Annotated in this window: 18 protein-coding genes; 8 read left to right on the forward strand and 10 right to left on the reverse strand. The window is 33.1% G+C overall.

Annotation, left to right across the window (positions count from 1 at the left end):
- The first annotated feature begins 185 nt into the window (after positions 1-185).
- The 7 genes from HNP99_RS08290 to HNP99_RS08320 all read left to right on the forward strand — a co-directional run bounded on the left by HNP99_RS08290 (position 186) and on the right by HNP99_RS08320 (position 6872).
- Positions 186-1148, forward strand: coding sequence for an ion channel (locus tag HNP99_RS08290; protein ID WP_173852903.1), 963 nt, complete (start codon positions 186-188; stop codon positions 1146-1148).
- 75 nt (positions 1149-1223) lie between these two features.
- On the forward strand, positions 1224-2120 hold the full coding sequence (locus HNP99_RS08295) for a MerR family transcriptional regulator (protein WP_173852904.1): 897 nt from the start codon (positions 1224-1226) through the stop codon (positions 2118-2120).
- A gap of 37 nt (positions 2121-2157) precedes the next feature.
- The gene (locus HNP99_RS08300) at positions 2158-3618 is read left to right on the forward strand and encodes a phytoene desaturase family protein (RefSeq protein ID WP_173836953.1); all 1461 of its coding nucleotides are present in this window, start codon (positions 2158-2160) and stop codon (positions 3616-3618) included.
- Between the two features lie 10 nt (positions 3619-3628).
- Positions 3629-4471: a phytoene/squalene synthase family protein gene (locus HNP99_RS08305; RefSeq protein WP_173836954.1), complete on the forward strand. Its 843-nt coding sequence runs from the start codon at positions 3629-3631 to the stop codon at positions 4469-4471.
- Between the two features lie 42 nt (positions 4472-4513).
- Positions 4514-4954, forward strand: a complete 441-nt coding sequence (locus tag HNP99_RS08310; protein WP_173852905.1) for a sterol desaturase family protein — start codon at positions 4514-4516, stop codon at positions 4952-4954.
- A 158-nt stretch (positions 4955-5112) separates the two neighbouring features.
- Positions 5113-5574, forward strand: a complete 462-nt coding sequence (locus HNP99_RS08315; RefSeq protein ID WP_173852906.1) for an SRPBCC family protein — start codon at positions 5113-5115, stop codon at positions 5572-5574.
- Positions 5575-5576: 2 nt separating this feature from the next.
- On the forward strand, positions 5577-6872 hold the full coding sequence (locus tag HNP99_RS08320) for a cryptochrome/photolyase family protein (protein ID WP_173852907.1): 1296 nt from the start codon (positions 5577-5579) through the stop codon (positions 6870-6872).
- Between the two features lie 505 nt (positions 6873-7377).
- On the opposite strand, the gene HNP99_RS08325 is transcribed toward HNP99_RS08320, so the two are convergent.
- From HNP99_RS08325 to HNP99_RS08350, 6 genes are read right to left on the reverse strand one after another with little or no spacing between them, the layout of a single operon-like run.
- Positions 7378-8796 carry an SDR family oxidoreductase gene (locus HNP99_RS08325; protein WP_173852908.1) on the reverse strand — a complete coding sequence of 473 codons (1419 nt, stop codon included), beginning with the start codon at positions 8794-8796 and terminating at the stop codon, positions 7378-7380.
- 11 nt (positions 8797-8807) lie between these two features.
- Positions 8808-9407 (reverse strand): GTP cyclohydrolase I FolE, encoded by a 600-nt coding sequence (gene folE / locus HNP99_RS08330; RefSeq protein WP_173852909.1) that lies wholly within the window; start codon positions 9405-9407, stop codon positions 8808-8810.
- A gap of 38 nt (positions 9408-9445) precedes the next feature.
- Positions 9446-10129, reverse strand: coding sequence for an SDR family NAD(P)-dependent oxidoreductase (locus tag HNP99_RS08335; protein WP_173852910.1), 684 nt, complete (start codon positions 10127-10129; stop codon positions 9446-9448).
- A gap of 10 nt (positions 10130-10139) precedes the next feature.
- Entirely contained in the window at positions 10140-10418 is a 279-nt protein-coding gene (locus HNP99_RS08340) for a TIGR03643 family protein (protein ID WP_173852911.1), read from the reverse strand.
- Entirely contained in the window at positions 10415-11719 is a 1305-nt protein-coding gene (locus HNP99_RS08345; RefSeq protein ID WP_173852912.1) for an ABC1 kinase family protein, read from the reverse strand. Before HNP99_RS08345 ends, HNP99_RS08340 begins: the two co-directional genes overlap by 4 nt.
- On the reverse strand, positions 11719-12378 hold the full coding sequence (locus HNP99_RS08350; protein WP_173852913.1) for a TetR family transcriptional regulator C-terminal domain-containing protein: 660 nt from the start codon (positions 12376-12378) through the stop codon (positions 11719-11721). Before HNP99_RS08350 ends, HNP99_RS08345 begins: the two co-directional genes overlap by 1 nt.
- A gap of 108 nt (positions 12379-12486) precedes the next feature.
- Here HNP99_RS08350 and HNP99_RS08355 point away from each other — a divergent pair, with 108 nt between their 5' ends.
- Positions 12487-13395 carry a TIGR01777 family oxidoreductase gene (locus tag HNP99_RS08355; RefSeq protein WP_173852914.1) on the forward strand — a complete coding sequence of 303 codons (909 nt, stop codon included), beginning with the start codon at positions 12487-12489 and terminating at the stop codon, positions 13393-13395.
- 5 nt (positions 13396-13400) lie between these two features.
- Here the strand turns inward: HNP99_RS08355 and HNP99_RS08360 are convergent, their stop codons facing one another.
- The 4 genes from HNP99_RS08360 to HNP99_RS08375 form a co-directional block, all read right to left on the reverse strand.
- The gene (locus tag HNP99_RS08360; protein WP_173852915.1) at positions 13401-13940 is read right to left on the reverse strand and encodes a YceI family protein; all 540 of its coding nucleotides are present in this window, start codon (positions 13938-13940) and stop codon (positions 13401-13403) included.
- A gap of 131 nt (positions 13941-14071) precedes the next feature.
- Positions 14072-14620 (reverse strand): acyl-CoA thioesterase, encoded by a 549-nt coding sequence (locus HNP99_RS08365; RefSeq protein WP_173852916.1) that lies wholly within the window; start codon positions 14618-14620, stop codon positions 14072-14074.
- Positions 14621-14622: 2 nt separating this feature from the next.
- Complete coding sequence (locus HNP99_RS08370) at positions 14623-14988, reverse strand: 6-phosphogluconate dehydrogenase (protein WP_173852917.1); 366 nt, start codon at positions 14986-14988, stop codon at positions 14623-14625.
- A 10-nt stretch (positions 14989-14998) separates the two neighbouring features.
- Entirely contained in the window at positions 14999-16366 is a 1368-nt protein-coding gene (locus HNP99_RS08375; protein ID WP_173852918.1) for a DNA recombination protein RmuC, read from the reverse strand.
- Positions 16367-16441 lie beyond the last annotated feature (75 nt).

The raw sequence follows: 16441 nt of genomic DNA on the forward strand, positions 1-16441 counted from the left end.
ATTTATTAAAGTGGCATATAGATTTTGAATTGTCTAAAGCTGTTTTTTTAGACTCAAACAATGCGTTTGTTTAATTTTTTTTCTATTTGCAAAAACATTAAATAAAGATTGTTGTTTTTATCAAAATTAAAGAACACTCGTTTTAAAATCATTTTACCTAATTTTACCGTCTAGAAGTATAAAAAATGGCATTGTTAGATAGAGTAAATCAAAAGGCGAAAGCAGATAAGAATTCTGGTTTTGGAACCAACTCCAATAGTTATGGTGGGCGTTTCATTAACAAAAACGGAAAAGCAAATGTAGAAAAAGTTGGCATGCATGTTTTTAATCGCATCAGCTGGTACCATACCATGATCGAGATGAATACCTGGAAATTTATGTTCATTATCTTGTCATTTTATATAGGTATCAATTTTATTTTTGCTTCTGTTTATTACGGAATAGGAATTGAGCATCTTGACGGAATAACCAATACAGACAGTGAAATAATAAAATTTGGGCAAGCATATTTTTTTAGTGCGCAAACTTTTACAACCGTAGGTTACGGTCATATAAGTCCAACGGGGTTCTTAACAAGTGCCTTATCAGCTGCCGAAGCACTAATGGGGTTACTGAGTTTTGCTATTGCTACAGGATTATTTTTTGGACGCTTTAGTAAACCAACTGCTTTCTTGAAGTTTTCTCATAATGCTCTTATTGCTCCATATGGAGAGGGAACGGCATTAATGATTCGTATTTCCCCATTTAAGAATACTAATTTTACTGATGCTGAAGCACAAATGACACTAGGAATGAGTATTATGGAAAACGGAATCCTGGCCAATAAGTTCTATCAATTGGATTTAGAATTAGAGAAAATTTCAGCATTAACATTGAGTTGGACATTGGTTCATCCTATAACAGAAGATAGTCCATTATTTCAATTTGCTGAAAATGACTACAAAGACATACATGGAGAGGTTTTAGTTTTTATAAAAACATTTGACGATATGTTTAGTACTACTGTTGCTACAAGATCTTCCTATACTTTTGAAGAAGTGGTCTATGGAGCTAAGTTTATCCCTATGTATGCTCGAAATCAAGATAACTCTAAAACGATACTTAACCTGGATAAATTAAATGAATTTCAAAGGGTTGTATTGGCTTAATTAAATTATTTTTAACAAATTTAGGGTTTTATAGCATAATTTATTTTACATTTGTTTATCAAATATTAAAAAACGATGAACAATATAAAAAATGTTTTTAGCATTAAGGATCTTGAAAATCTTTCTGGAATAAAAGCACATACCATACGCATCTGGGAAAAAAGATACAATGTCTTAGAGCCTATGCGTACGGACACTAATATTCGGTTGTATGATTTAGCTAGTCTCCAAAAGCTTTTAAACATTACTCTGCTTCATGAGTATGGTTATAAAATTTCTAAAATTGCCGCTTACGCAGAAGAAGAAATCCCTGCACTTGTTAGAGAAATTACTTCTTCTAAAAATGCTAAAAATCATGCGATCAGTGCTTTTAAAATGGCGATGATGAATTTTGATCAAGAGTTGTTTTTTAATACTTACAATTGGCTTATAGCCGAAAAATCTTTTAAAGAAGTCTTTCATCAAGTATTTATTCCTTTAATGAATGAATTGGGTGTTTTGTGGCAAACGGATACTATTTCTCCAGCTCACGAACATTTTATGAGCTACCTAATCAAGCAAAAACTAGTTTTGAATATTGAAGGACTGCAAACGCAACCGGCTACTAAAACGCACAAAGTTTTTGTGCTTTCACTTCCTATGAATGAAATTCATGAACTAGGATTGATGTATATTAATTACGAAATTCTTTTAAAAGGGTATAAAGCAATTTATCTTGGAGAGAGCATGCCTATTGAGAACTTAAAAGATCTTAAGAAACATTTTCCTACTATAGTTTTCGTTTCTTATTTAACAGTGCAACCAGACCGTAATGCTGTAGATGAATTTGTAGATCAAATGACGGACCAGCTTGTAGATGAGAATACCAGTTTATGGTTCATAGGACGAATGGTAGAGTTTATTACTAAGGAAAATAGGAACAACCAAATCAATGTTTTTAATTCAATTTCAGAATTAGTAGACGAACTTTAATAGTTTTGTTTAAACATTTTGTATATTTGCTAAACAAATGAAAAAGAAAATTACAATTATAGGTTCTGGATTCTCAGCTTTAGCTGCAGCATCTTATTTAGCGAAAAGCGGACATGATGTTTCCGTTTTCGAAAAGAACGATTCAATAGGTGGTCGCGCTAGACAATTAAAAAGTGATGGATTTACTTTTGACATGGGGCCAAGTTGGTACTGGATGCCAGATGTGTTTGATCGTTTTTTTGCTGATTTTGGAAAAAAAACTAGCGATTATTACGAATTGGTAAAACTTTCTCCAGCGTATCGCGTATATTATGGTGTTGACGATTTTATTGCCATCGCTGATAATTTACCAGAAATCGAAGCTACGTTTGAAAAAATTGAAAAAGGCAGCGGTAAGATATTGCACGATTTCATGATGGAAGCGCAAAGCAATTATAATATCGCTATTAAAGATTTAGTATATCGTCCAGGAGTTTCCCCGCTAGAGTTAGTAACGGTGGAGACTGCTAAAAAGGTAGGGCAGTTTTTTAGTAATATTAGTAAAGACATTCGCAAGAAGTTTAAGAATGAGCAGTTAATTCAAATTTTAGAATTCCCAGTTTTATTCTTAGGAGCGAAGCCTTCTGATACGCCTTCGTTTTATAGTTTTATGAATTACGCTGATTTTGGACTAGGAACTTGGCATCCTAAAACGGGAATGTTTGATGTTGTTAGAGCTATGGAAAGTCTTGCAAGAGAGTTGGGAGTAAAATTCCAAGTTAATGCTAGTATTGATAAAATTATTGTCGAAAATAAAACAGCAAAAGCAGTTGTTGTAAACGGAAAAAGAATTGATTCGGATATTGTATTGAGCGGTGCTGATTATCACCACACAGAAACTTTATTAGATGAAGAACACAGAGCATACTCTGAAAAATATTGGGAAAGTAGGGTGTTTGCACCATCTTCACTGTTGTTTTATGTAGGTTTTGATAAAAAAGTGGAAAACATATCGCATCATGCATTGTTTTTTGATGTTGATTTTCAGCAACATGCTAAGGATATTTATGACGAACCTAGATGGCCAAAAGAACCATTATTTTATGCAAATTTCCCATCGTTAACAGATAAAACTGCCGCACCCGAGGGAATGGAATCAGGTTTTTTCTTAGTGCCATTAGCACCAGGAATTACTGATACAGAAGCATTAAGAGAAGAGTACTTTGATAAAATAATCTCTCGTTTTGAAAATTTAACACAGCAAAGTGTTAGAAAAAATATTATATTTAAACGTTCCTTTTGCAAGAATGATTTCGTTACAGAATACAATTCTTATAAAGGAAATGCCTACGGAATGGCAAACACACTTTTTCAAACGGCTTTTTTAAGGCCAAAACTTAAAAGTAAAAAAGTAGAAAATTTATTTTTTACAGGACAATTAACCGTGCCAGGACCAGGTGTTCCTCCGGCTTTAATATCTGGTAAATTAGTTTCAGATTTAATAAATAAGCAATCTTAGAACAATAATTATGAAGCAATTATTTGACGATGTATCTTTTAAGTGTAGTAAATTAGTAACAAAAAACTACAGTACGTCTTTTTCTTCTGCAGTGTACATGCTTTCACCAAGCATTAGAGACGCTATATACAGTATTTACGGCTTCGTTCGTTTTGCTGATGAGATTGTAGATACTTTTCACGGATATGATAAAGAAGAGTTAATAAATGATTTCGAGAAAGAATATTATAAAGCCTATAAATCAGGTATTAGTTTGAATCCTATTTTGAACTCTTTTCAATTTACGGTTAAGCAAAATAATATCACTGATGATCTTATTCAAGCTTTTTTAAAAAGTATGAAATTAGATTTAGTTAAGTCTGACTATAACAGTAAAGAGGAATATGACGACTATATTTATGGTTCTGCAGATGTAGTAGGTCTAATGTGTTTGAAAGTATTTGTTAAGGGAGATAATGCCCGATACGAACAGTTAAAAGGAGAAGCGATGCGATTGGGTTCTGCTTTCCAAAAAGTGAATTTCTTAAGAGATTTAAAAGATGATAATCTTGTTTTAAATAGAAATTATTTTCCTGGAGTAGATTTAAATTCTTTCGATGAAAAAGCAAAAGCGCAAATTATTGCCGAAATTGAAGAAGACTTTAAAGTTGCCTATGAAGGGATTAAAAAATTACCAATAGAAGCAAAATTTGGGGTCTATACTGCTTATGTTTATTACAAGAAATTATTAAAAAAATTAGCAAAAACGCCTTGTCACGAGATAGGGAATGCTAGAATTAGAGTATCTAACTATACCAAAGCCGGATTACTTGCTCAATCATTTGTAACGTACAAATTGAGGTTAGTACAGTAATCAAAACCACAATAACGGATTAAAAATATTAAATAAAATTCAATGATCTCTTTTTTAATTTTCATCAGCGTTTTCTTAGTTATGGAATGTGTAAGTTGGCTTACTCACAAATATATTATGCACGGTTTAATGTGGTATTTTCATGAAGACCATCACCAACCTAAATACGCACACCCTTTTGAGCGAAATGATATTTTCTTTGTCATTTTTGCGATTCCTAGCATGGTGCTCTTTTACTATGGTGTACAAGGCGGAATGAATTATTTGTTCTTCATAGGATTGGGAATCACCGCTTATGGTGTATGTTATTTCATGATCCACGATGTTTTGATTCATCAGCGTTTTAAATGGTTCAAAAACACAAAAAACAAATACTTAGTAGGTCTTAGAAAGGCCCACAAAGTGCACCACAAGCATTTAGGTAAGGAACACGGAGAGTGTTTCGGGATGTTATTTGTACCTTTTAAATACTATAAGATATAACAGTATTAGGGCGTGACTCTTCTCGATAAAAATCGAGAAGAGTCGGGCTTTACGGCTTTATCTCTACGTCCCTAAATAAAAGGGACTACGAGGATACCGCCTGCAATCCCTCACGCAGTAAATTCTGCGAGAAAATCTCATTTTTAAAGAACAATACCATGAAACTTTATAAAAAAGAATCAGTGCAGTATGTAAATGCTAGCCTAGAAGAATGTTGGGCTTTTTTCTCTAGTCCAAAAAATCTACAAAAAATTACTCCGGGTGATATGGGTTTCCAAATCACTGATTTTGATGGAAAAGACATGTATGCAGGACAAATAATCCAATACAAAGTCTCGCCATTGGCAGGAGTTAAAATATCGTGGGTAACAGAGATTACTCAAGTAAAAGACAAAGCTCATTTTATAGATGAACAACGTTTTGGACCCTACGCTTTCTGGCACCACAAGCATTTTTTTGAGGCTACTCCACAAGGCGTTAAAATGACAGACGTGGTGCACTATGGCTTACCATTAGGTTTTTTAGGACGTATTATGAATAGTTTAGTAGTAGAAGGGAAGTTAAACGAAATATTCGCTCACAGAGAAAAAATGGTTGACAAACTTTTTAACGGGAAATAATTATGAGTAAACAAAAAGTTGTTTTTTTTTGGTTTCGTCGTGATTTGCGATTAGAAGATAACGTGGGGCTTTTTCATGCATTGGAGAGTGAGTATCCAGTGATTCCATTGTTTATATTTGATACCGCAATTTTAGAAAGCTTAGCTAAAAATGACGCTCGTGTTACTTTTATACATCAAACGCTAGAAAAGATTAACGCTGATTTAAATGCGTTTAATAGTGCTCTTTTAGTCAAAAATGGTGAGACGTTAGCAGTCTGGAAAGCGCTCTTTGAAGCGTATGATATTCAATCTATATTCTTTAATAAAGATTACGAGCCCTATGCTATAAAGAGAGACCTAGCAATTGCTGATTTTGCTTTGAAAAATAATGTTGCGGTTAGTGCCTTCAAGGATCAAGTTATATTTGAAGAACTCGAAATCACAAAAGCAGATGGTTTACCTTATACCATTTATACTCCTTTTAAAAACAAATGGCTAGATAAATTCAAGCAAATAGGGACTTTTCCTGATTACAGTGAAGAGAAGCAATTTTCTAACTTCTATCCATCTAATTTTGAATTTCCCACTCTTGAAGCAATCGGATTTACAGAGAGTACGATACAAGTTAAACCGCATAATTTAACTAAAATCTCAAATTACGATGAAACAAGAGATTTTCCAGCTTTAGATAGTACGTCTTATCTTTCTCCTCATTTGCGTTTTGGAACTGTTAGCACACGTAAATTAGTTACTTGGGCCAATAAAAAGAACGCTGTTTTTTTAAGTGAATTGATATGGAGGGAATTTTTTATGCAAATTCTCTTTAATTTCCCTAAAGTGATGACTAATAACTTTAAGTCGGCTTACGATGGAATAGAATGGCGCAATAACGAAGAAGAATTTAAAAAGTGGTGTAAGGGTGAGACTGGTTATCCTATGGTGGATGCTGGAATGCGACAATTAAATGAAACGGGATACATGCACAATAGAGTGCGCATGGTTGTTGCAAGTTTTCTATGCAAACATCTTTTAATTCAGTGGCAATGGGGAGAGGCTTACTTTGCTGAAAAATTATTGGATTATGATCTGTCTGCAAACGTGGGGAACTGGCAGTGGGCTGCAGGTACCGGTTGTGATGCGGCGCCCTATTTTAGAGTGTTTAATCCCGAAATTCAATTGAAAAAATTTGATGGAAAGGGTGTGTATATTCGTCAATGGATCGCAGAATTTGATTTGGGTTATGGTCAACCTATGGTAGAACATGCTATGGCCCGTGACCGAGCTATTAGCACCTATAAAGCAGGAATCTTAAAATAGAAATATAAAAATCCAATAATTTTTAAAGGAACAAACCATTAAAGAGTAAGAAAAGTTAAGATTAAAAGCTTAATATTCTTGTTTTTTAATGGTTTTATTGTTTTTGCTGGTAATCTTGTTAATTATTGAAGCATTTAGAAAAGGTGGAATGCATGTTGAATGTCTCTTAATTTCTTTATAGTTTAATTGGTCTTTGAGTTGATGTTTGTAATAATAAGGCATGAAGAAAAGTCAATAGTGCATACTGAATGGGGGTATAATTACTTATTGATTTACTATTTTGATTTCGCTTTTTTCTATTACTAACTAGTGACAAAATATGCTTCATGCGGATATTATAAACTTGATGGCTTTGTTTTCTTTTTCTGAAACGATATATAAATATAAGACTAGATATCTTGCGAACCATAAACTCATAGCCCAGATAGTAGCAGCATCCTTTTCTTTTTTATTTAAAAAAGTAAAAGATATAGCGGATAGCTGGATTAAGCTCCTTGAAAAAGAACTATTTGATCAATTTCTTTAACATTCCCTCAAATATAAATCCGTGGAATGGTAAAACAGCATACCAATATAATTTTCCCCAAATACCGCGGGGCTTGAAAGTAGCTGATTGATACAATGTGTTTCCTATTATTTTGAACTCAAGCCATGCCTCTCCAGGGAGTTTCATTTCGGCAAAGAGAATCAGCTTACCCTCTTCTTTATTGGCATATAAAACGCGCCAGAAATCTAAGGCATCGCCAGCATGAATTTCATGCTTGTTTGTTCGACCTCTTCGGGAACCTACGCCTCCATATAATTTATCAATGAAACCGCGTAAATCCCACAACCAATCACCATAATACCATCCGGTTTCACCACCTATGGACCAAATTTGGTTGATAGTATAGTTCTTGTCAATGATTTCTTTATGTCTACGGTCAAAAAAACAATCTTTTTCAGGTACATTAAGATAAGTAGAGATGTTGGTTTTAAAGCGTCCGCTAACTAAGGAGTCTTTCCAGCTTGATACCACATTATTGGCTTCAATTTTGATCAATGCTTTTGATAATGCCTCTTCATAAGGCATTGGTTTTACATGGAGTAAATCATTAATTCGGGTGTCATTGCAAACTACTTCTACCTTCATGCTACTCACTAAAGCCGAGGCTAGCTTGTATGAAGTTGAGGTAACAAAGTAAAGCCAGTAGGAGGAGAGTTTAGGCGTCATTACGGGAACCGTAAAAATCCAACGTTTTAATTTTTTAGCTTTGGCGAAAGCCAATAACATTTCCTTATAGGTTAGAATATCTGGCCCACCAATATCAAAACTCTGGTTATAAGTTGAGGGATTCAATAAAGATTTTGATAAAAATTCCAGAACATCGCTAATGGCAATAGGTTGGCACCTTGTGTTGAGCCATTTTGGGGTAATCATTATAGGCAACTTGTTGATCAAGTCCCTAATAATTTCAAAAGAAGCACTACCTGAACCTACAATTATTCCTGCTCGTAACGTAGTCATTGCATACGTTCCTGTGGTCAAAATTTCTTCGACTTTTTTTCTTGAGGATAAATGTTTTGAAAGTGAGTTGTCATTTATTATTCCGCTGAGGTAAATAACTTGTTGTGCTTTTGTCTGGTTGATTCTTGAGACAAAATTTTCTGCCGAAGTTTTTTCTAATTGATCATAGTTATCAGCTGAGCTAGACATAGAATGTATAAGATAGTAAACAGCGTCTATATCAACAGGTATGGTGCTTAGTGTTTCTTTTTTTAAAAAGTCGACCTCCACTACGGTGATCTTATCCTTATATTGTACTGGAACAAAAAAACGATTGATATCTCTCACGCAACAAACTATATCGTGACCTTGTGCTATTAAAATAGGTAAAAGCCTTTTCCCGATGTAACCCGTTGCGCCTGTTAAGAGAATTTTCATATCGTTTTGTTTTAGCTCAATTTGTTTGAAATCAGACTGATGAATTCTTTTCTGGTTTTGTTTTTTTCAAATGCACCTGTAAAAGAAGAAGTTGTTGTAAATGAATTTTGCTTTTCAATACCACGCATTTGCATGCACATGTGTTGTGCTTCTATAACCACAGCTACACCAAGAGGTTCTAATGCTTCTTGAATACAATCCTTGATTTGGTCAGTTAACCTTTCTTGTACCTGCATTCTACGTGCATAAGCATCTACAATTCTAGGAATTTTACTTAAACCTACTATTTTACCATTTGGAATATACGCAACATGTGCTTTTCCAAAGAACGGAAGCATGTGGTGCTCACACATAGAATATACTTCAATATTTTTTACCACAATCATTTGGCTGTGATCCTCAGTAAATAAAGCCGACTTTAATATTTCTAAAGGATCTAGATCATAACCGTGCGTTAAAAATTGCATTGCTTTTGCAGCTCTCTCTGGTGTTTTTTCTAATCCTTCTCTAGTTACGTCTTCGCCTATGCCTATAATTATTTTTCTATAGTTGTCAGCAATTGCTGTGGTTGCCTCAGAATTATATAATTCCTTTTTTTCGTAATTTTTCATGGTTGTGATTCACTTTTTAAAGTGGTGGTATATATTGGTTATATTTTGAATGATACAATTCCGTAATCCATTTCAAATACTTGTCCTGAAATTGATTTTGCTTTATCTGAGATTAAAAAATCAGCCATATCAGCCACTTCACTAGCTTGTAAATAGCCTTTCATAGGGTGTCGTTCCACCATGTTTTCTTTCATGCGATCGTTGCGTAATATTCCTGCGGATAATGTAGTATCTGTAATAGTAGGGGCAATGGCATTGATGCGTACAGTGCTTGCTAACTCAGCTCCTAATGATTTTACTAATCCTTCCACTCCAGCTTTTGCAGTAGCGATACTAGCATGAAAGGGCATTCCTAACTTGGCAGCCACAGTACTGAAAAGAACGATAGATGGATTATTCCCTTTCTTTAAAACGGCTAGGTATTTTTGAATGACTTTTACTGCTCCTATAACATTGATTTCAAAATCGTTTCTAAAATTTTCGATACTTAAACTTGTTATTGGTTTTAAATTGATAGAACCAGGACAGTAAATTATTGTGTCAATATTTTCAATTTCAGGAAGCTCTTGCTCTAAAACATCTAAAGAAAAATGGGTTAGGTTAGCATGAGTTATCTCAGGAGCATTTCTACTAATATTGTAGATTTTATTATGTTCTAACTGCTGCAATAAAATAGCATTTCCTATTCCTTTACTACCGCCTATAATTAAAATGTTTTTCATAATTTTAGTATTATCTCTTCGAAATCTTATTGTTATTTATTTGTCTTTGACGGCTACATTTAAAACGGCCCTTGTCAAATTCACGTAATTTTTCATGCTTTGTTTTACGGCCCTGAACTCGTGCTCTCCACATTCTAAAACTGGAAGGCTTCATTTCGGTACGCATTAAGTCAATAACTTCCTGCTCTTTTAATCCAAATTGCATTTGTATAGCTTCAAAGGTTGTACGGTCTTCCCATGCCATTTCAATAATTCGGTCTTTGTCAATGTCATTTAGGGTTGTATTCATGAATTGTATTTTTGGTATTCGTTAACTACTATTTTAGCTTTCAAATCAAACATTAAGTTGTAAAGACCAAAGAAGGTTCTATTCATGTAAATAAAATGTTTAGAACCTCGGTTTCCATTCATTTTTCTAAGATTAGTATCCTTTGAAAAGCGTTCTCCTAGCTGGGCAATACTTTTAAAAAAAGCTTCATCGGCAAAGTCAAATGTTGCTGATTGAAATGGTTTTGTAAAAAGCGACAACAAATCATGAAACATTTGAGTGAAATAAACAATTTCTTCTTTAGAATCATCTGCTCTCAATATTTCTAATTCAAATAATTTAGCACTAAACAATTTAGGGTCGTTAATTACGTTCTCATTTATTAATTCAAAATAAGGAACATAGAATTCATTTGGTATTGTTTTCATACAACCAAAATCCAGTGCAACCAATTCGTTTTTATCACTTACCAAGAAATTTCCTGGATGTGGATCAGCATGTACTTTCTTTAAAATATGAATTTGATACATATAAAAATCCCATAATGCTTGCCCTAGTTTGTTAGCTATTTCAGGATTAGTGTTTTTAAATTCAGATAAGTGCACACCAGTCATCCAGTCCATTGTAATTATTTTCTCTGATGAAAATTCAGGGTAATAATTAGGGAAAACAAGATTTTGTATTTGCTTACAAGCCACAACTACAGCTTGGCTTTGTTCTAGTTCTAAAATATAATTTGTTTCTTCAATTAATTTATCTTCTACTTCTTTAAAGTATTTGTCAGAATCTTTTCCTTGCAGGTTGAACATGCGAATTGCAATAGGTTTAACTAAAGCCAAATCAGATGAAATACTATTAGCGACACCAGGATATTGAATTTTTACGGCTAGTTTTTTTCCGTCTTTCATTGCAACATGGACTTGACCAATACTTGCTGCATTGACCGAATTAGCATCAAATTCATCAAATATCTCGTAAGGTGTTTTTCCCAAGTTTGTTTTAAAGGTTTTTAAAACTAATGGAGCTGATAATGGGGGTACAGAAAATTGAGATAATGAAAATTTCTCCACATAAGCTTGTGGTAAAAAGTTTTTATCCATGCTAAGCATTTGTGCTACTTTTAAGGCACTTCCTTTTAAACTTTTTAAACCATCGTAAATGTCTTCGGCGTTGTCTTCATTTAGTTTATCACGAGTTAAGTCGCTATTTACTATTTTTTCGCCGTAATATTTCAAGTAATTAACGCCAACTTTTGCACCTGTTTGCACTAGCTTCGTTGCTCTCTCAATTTTAGAGGTAGGTATGTAGTCTATCGTTTTCATTATTTTTTTTGCATTTTTTCTTTAAACATAAATTTCCCAAAATCAATTAGGCTGTCAATAGGTGCGATGTTCATTAATTCAAAACTTAGTTTCACCGACTTTTCAATGTAAATATCAGTTTTTTCAAATCCAGCTGAATCATCTTCTAACCAAAATTTCATTGTCATTAATAACTGTATCCAGGAACTTTCTTGCAATGCTTTTTCTTGCATTTTTTGAAGTTTCTCCACTTTGATGCGCTGATCGTCAGTAATTATAGTAACTACATATTCTAAAAATGCAGTACGTAAACTACTCAATTGCGTTAGGTTTTTAAGCTGGTTTTTATTTGAATTTAGACTTTGACTTACATAGCTTCTATTTGCAGTTAATAATTCAAAAAAAGTAAAATAAAAACTTAACATTTTACTCTTCATATCGTATTCAGGATAATTAGGGTCATTATGTAAAAGTGTTACCGTTTTTTCTAAAAATATTTTGTAAATTTCCTTTTCAATACTTTCTAAGGTTCCAAAGAAGCTATAGAATTCTGATTCAGCGAAATTGTTCTCCTTCGAGAATAAATAAACTGATTTTGGCTTTTCATTGTGTTCCAATGTATAGTCCATATATAGTGAAACTATTTTGTCCTTTGATATTTGGGTTTTCTTAGTTGCCATTTTATTTGTTTTTAAATGAGAGTATAAAGATAATAAATTGTTTAACAATAATACGTTAAAGTTAAACAAAAATAATTGTATCTTTGTTAGAGCTTAAATTTTAAACCTATGAAAAAGAATGTTTTAATAACGGGAGGTACTGGATTTGTTGGTAGAAGCTTAACAAAATTGCTTTTAAGTAAAGGATTTTCAGTTTCTATATTAAGTAGAACTAAACGTACAAATGCTAAAGATGTGTTCTATTATACTTGGGATGTAAAAAAACAAACCATTGAAGAACAATCCATACTCAATGCTGATTATATTGTGCATCTTGCAGGTGAGAATATAGCAGGTGAACGCTGGACGGCAAAAAGGAAACGGGCTATTGTAGACAGTAGAGAATTGTCAATTAAATTGCTTCATACTGTTTTGCAAGAAAACAATAAAAAACTGGATGGTTTTATATCAGCTTCTGCGATTGGTATTTATGGTGCTTTAAATGGTGAAGAGGTTTGTTCAGAAAATACGTCGCCGGCAAATGATTTTTTAGGAAGAACATGTCAAATATGGGAAGCCGCCGCAGATACTATTGGAGCTTTAGGAATTCGTACCGTAAAAATTAGAACAGGATTAGTACTGGGTAAAAATGATGGTTTTTTAAAGAAGTTAAATCCTATTTTTAAGTATAGATTGGGTTCTGCTTTAGGTTCAGGTAAACAATACATGCCGTGGGTTTACATTGATGATTTGTGCGCTTCCTTTTATGCAGCGATTAATAACGAATCCATGCAAGGACCATATAATGTCGCTTTAAAAGATGACACTACTAATGCTTTATTTTCTAAGGTTTTTGCAGCAGTATATGGTTATAAAATATGGTTGCCTAACGTCCCTGCTTTTTTAATCAAATTAGGAATGGGCGAAATGTCAAAAATTGTATTAACTGGCAGACGAGTTACTTCAGATAAGCTCTTAGCAACAGGATTTTCTTTTGAAGTAAATGATATAGAAGAAGCGTTGCGTAAATCGATATAATGAAATTATTTTAAATCCATATCAACCGATACATTCACTTCTTTTGCGATTTTATTTCTCACCATAAACGGAATCTCAATTTTGAAGTCATCAGTGTTCAAACTAAAATTAGTTGTGATTTTGATTCCAGTTTTCGTTTTAACGATACTCGCTGGAACACGAATCCCTTTTGACTTACCATGAATGTAAATTTTACCTTTTATATAATTTGTCTTTGAAGTAGTGGTAATATTCTTTAAATCAAACTTTTCAATAATTCCTTTAAAAGTAGCCTTAGGGTACCGATCGCTTTCTAAATAATTTTCATTAAAATGTTGCTCCATCAAGCTTCTTTCAAAACGAAATTCACGTATGTATGCTATGAAACTGATATGTCCTTTTGGAGCGTTTAAAACGCAATGAACTTGATCATTTTTGGCGGTAACTGCTTCAAAAAATGCTACAGATGCTTCAAATACAATAGTTCCCTTTGAAGTTGTGATTTTATCTTGTGCTAGTATTGTATTGGAGAAAAATAATAAAAATAGGAGTAGTGTTCTGTTCATAAAATTTTATTTTATCGTTCTCTTAAAGTTACAAATAAAACTACTGATAGATAGGTTTTTACGAGATTAATTTCCATAAAAAAAGAGGACAAAATAATTCAGACCCTCTCGTTTTATTTTTGATAAAAAATTTACCCTAATTCTACACGAATATTGTATTTTTCTAGACTTGCTAATGTTTCTATTGAACTGTAATTGAAGTTTTCTTCGTGACGGTCTTTCTCTTTTTTAAGCGAAATTTGCTTCAAGCAATTACAAAACCGACGAACTTCTTCTAAGTTTGATAATATTAAGCCTGGAACTTTTGCATTTGCTCCAGTACTGTCTTTAGATACCATTGTAAAGTAAGACGAGTTACAATGCTTGATATGTCCTGTTTGAATGTTTTCTGCTTCTACTCGAATGCCTATAATCATCGAGCTTTTTCCCACATAATTCACGCTTGCTTTCATCGTAACTAATTCTCCTACTTCAATAGGTTTTAAAAAGTTGACGGTATCTACAGATGCTGTTACACAATAATTACCGCAAAATTTTGAGGCGCATGCAAATGCAATTTGATCTAATAAAGATAGTATATATCCCCCGTGAATTTTTCCGCTAAAGTTGGTATGTGAAGGTAGCATTAGCTCTGAAATACTGATATTTGAGCAGGCTACTGTTTTAAAAGTATGGTTCATATTTATTTTGAATTAAAAGGAGAATTTTCTTTGTGGACTTCTGTAACATAATACTTGGTGTCTCCCCACCAAGGAAATGTTTTGTAGCGTTCAATATAATTAAGTTTTATGTATTGCCCTTCTAAATTTTTTAAATCCTCAATAACTTGTTTGTCTTTGTCTAAAATAGAGAATGAAAAAATTTGTGATCCTGAAAGGCCTTGACTTATTTCTCCTTCCCAAGTTTTAAAGAGCATCCCTTTGTGGCTAATTTTTATTAAATGTCCTGAGCGTACACCATCACTATACGTTGCATAGTAGATAAAACTAAAATAGCTTATCGTTGAAAGGATAATTATTCCTAAAGTAATCGTGAAAAATTTTTTCATTTGGGTCAAATTATAATTGGTTTTCGTTTTGTTCTGCTCGTTGTATTACTTTTTCGGGTAGGGCTTTTTTAGCTTTTGCACCCATTTTTTTTAATTTTTCTACACTGGTAATGAGGTTTCCTTTTCCTTCTACAAGCTTATTCATTGCACCATTATATTCGGTTTTACTTTCATCAATTTTTTTTCCTAACCGAATTAAATCTGCAACAAAACCTTCAAACTTATCGTACAAGGCACCAGCTTGTCTGGCAATCTCATAAGCGTTCTCTTGTTGTTTTTGATTGGTCCACATACTATCAATCGTGCGCAAAGTAGCTAATAATGTGGCTGGAGTAACTATAACAATGTTTTTTTCGAAAGCGCTGTTGTAGAGCGTAACATCTTGACTTAAAGCCAAAGCAAAAGCAGGTTCTATAGGAATGAAAAGCAGTACAAAATCAGGGCTTTCAATTTGATATAAATCGTGGTAATTTTTATTTCCTAATTGTTCTACATGGCGTTTTATAGAAAGTACGTGCTCTTTTAAATAAGTCGCTTTTAGATCATCATCCTCTTCATTACTAAATTTTTCATAAGCAGTTAAGGATACTTTTGAATCTACAATCATCTTTTTACCATCAGGTAAATTAATCACTACATCTGGGAATACGCGGTTGCCCTCTGCGGTTGTAAAGGCTTGCTGGACTTCATATTCGCGTCCTTTTTCTAAACCTGATTTTTCTAAAACACGTTCTAAAACAAGTTCGCCCCAGTTTCCTTGCATTTTACTATCCCCTTTTAGTGCTTTGGTCAGGTTGATAGTCTCCTTACTCATTTGAATATTCATTTCGCGGAGACCAATAATCTGTTGGCGTAAAGCTGCATGATAATCAATGCTTTCTTTGTGGGTATCTTCGACTTTTTTCTCAAATAACTGAATCTTATCTTGCAACGGAGATAAGATGTTTTTCATGTTTTCCTTATTCTGTTCTGTGAATTTATTCGATTTCTCTTCTAATATTTTATTAGCAAGATTCTCAAATTCTTTGGTGAATTTTTGCTGTAATTTATCTACTTCGTCTCGTTGTTCTTTATTTCGTTCCCAGAGATTCTCAAAATCGGCTTCTTTTTTAGAAAGCTGAATCGCAAAACTATCTTTTTCATTTCGGATTGTTTCTTTATCTATATTGGCTGTTTCAATTTTTTTTTCGAAAGCGACTTTTTCAAAATTAATTTGCTCTTTCAATTGATGAATTTGAGTGTTCAGAGCTAATAGTTTTTCTTCAAGACTTATTTTTTCAGTTTGAAATCGCGCAGAAAAAATAAGTTTTCCAATGAAAATTCCTATCGCTAATGCAATAATAAACAGGATCAAAAATGAAGGCAACATAGTAGACATTATAACTTTTTTTATTTGAAAGTAAAAATAGGTATAATATAGATGCTTGGCGTATTTATCAAAAAAAATCTGAAC

Origin of the sequence: Flavobacterium gelidicaeli, from assembly GCF_013294005.1 — a bacterium.
Lineage (GTDB): Bacteria > Bacteroidota > Bacteroidia > Flavobacteriales > Flavobacteriaceae > Flavobacterium.

Coding starts and splice junctions, on each gene's coding strand:
- HNP99_RS08290 (WP_173852903.1), top strand. CDS start 186: ATGGCATTGTTAGATAGAGTAAATCAAAAGGCGAAAGCAGATAAGAAT.
- HNP99_RS08295 (WP_173852904.1), top strand. CDS start 1,224: ATGAACAATATAAAAAATGTTTTTAGCATTAAGGATCTTGAAAATCTT.
- HNP99_RS08300 (WP_173836953.1), top strand. CDS start 2,158: ATGAAAAAGAAAATTACAATTATAGGTTCTGGATTCTCAGCTTTAGCT.
- HNP99_RS08305 (WP_173836954.1), top strand. CDS start 3,629: ATGAAGCAATTATTTGACGATGTATCTTTTAAGTGTAGTAAATTAGTA.
- HNP99_RS08310 (WP_173852905.1), top strand. CDS start 4,514: ATGATCTCTTTTTTAATTTTCATCAGCGTTTTCTTAGTTATGGAATGT.
- HNP99_RS08315 (WP_173852906.1), top strand. CDS start 5,113: ATGAAACTTTATAAAAAAGAATCAGTGCAGTATGTAAATGCTAGCCTA.
- HNP99_RS08320 (WP_173852907.1), top strand. CDS start 5,577: ATGAGTAAACAAAAAGTTGTTTTTTTTTGGTTTCGTCGTGATTTGCGA.
- HNP99_RS08325 (WP_173852908.1), bottom strand. CDS start 8,796: ATGAAAATTCTCTTAACAGGCGCAACGGGTTACATCGGGAAAAGGCTT.
- folE (WP_173852909.1), bottom strand. CDS start 9,407: ATGAAAAATTACGAAAAAAAGGAATTATATAATTCTGAGGCAACCACA.
- HNP99_RS08335 (WP_173852910.1), bottom strand. CDS start 10,129: ATGAAAAACATTTTAATTATAGGCGGTAGTAAAGGAATAGGAAATGCT.
- HNP99_RS08340 (WP_173852911.1), bottom strand. CDS start 10,418: ATGAATACAACCCTAAATGACATTGACAAAGACCGAATTATTGAAATG.
- HNP99_RS08345 (WP_173852912.1), bottom strand. CDS start 11,719: ATGAAAACGATAGACTACATACCTACCTCTAAAATTGAGAGAGCAACG.
- HNP99_RS08350 (WP_173852913.1), bottom strand. CDS start 12,378: ATGGCAACTAAGAAAACCCAAATATCAAAGGACAAAATAGTTTCACTA.
- HNP99_RS08355 (WP_173852914.1), top strand. CDS start 12,487: ATGAAAAAGAATGTTTTAATAACGGGAGGTACTGGATTTGTTGGTAGA.
- HNP99_RS08360 (WP_173852915.1), bottom strand. CDS start 13,940: ATGAACAGAACACTACTCCTATTTTTATTATTTTTCTCCAATACAATA.
- HNP99_RS08365 (WP_173852916.1), bottom strand. CDS start 14,620: ATGAACCATACTTTTAAAACAGTAGCCTGCTCAAATATCAGTATTTCA.
- HNP99_RS08370 (WP_173852917.1), bottom strand. CDS start 14,988: ATGAAAAAATTTTTCACGATTACTTTAGGAATAATTATCCTTTCAACG.
- HNP99_RS08375 (WP_173852918.1), bottom strand. CDS start 16,366: ATGTCTACTATGTTGCCTTCATTTTTGATCCTGTTTATTATTGCATTA.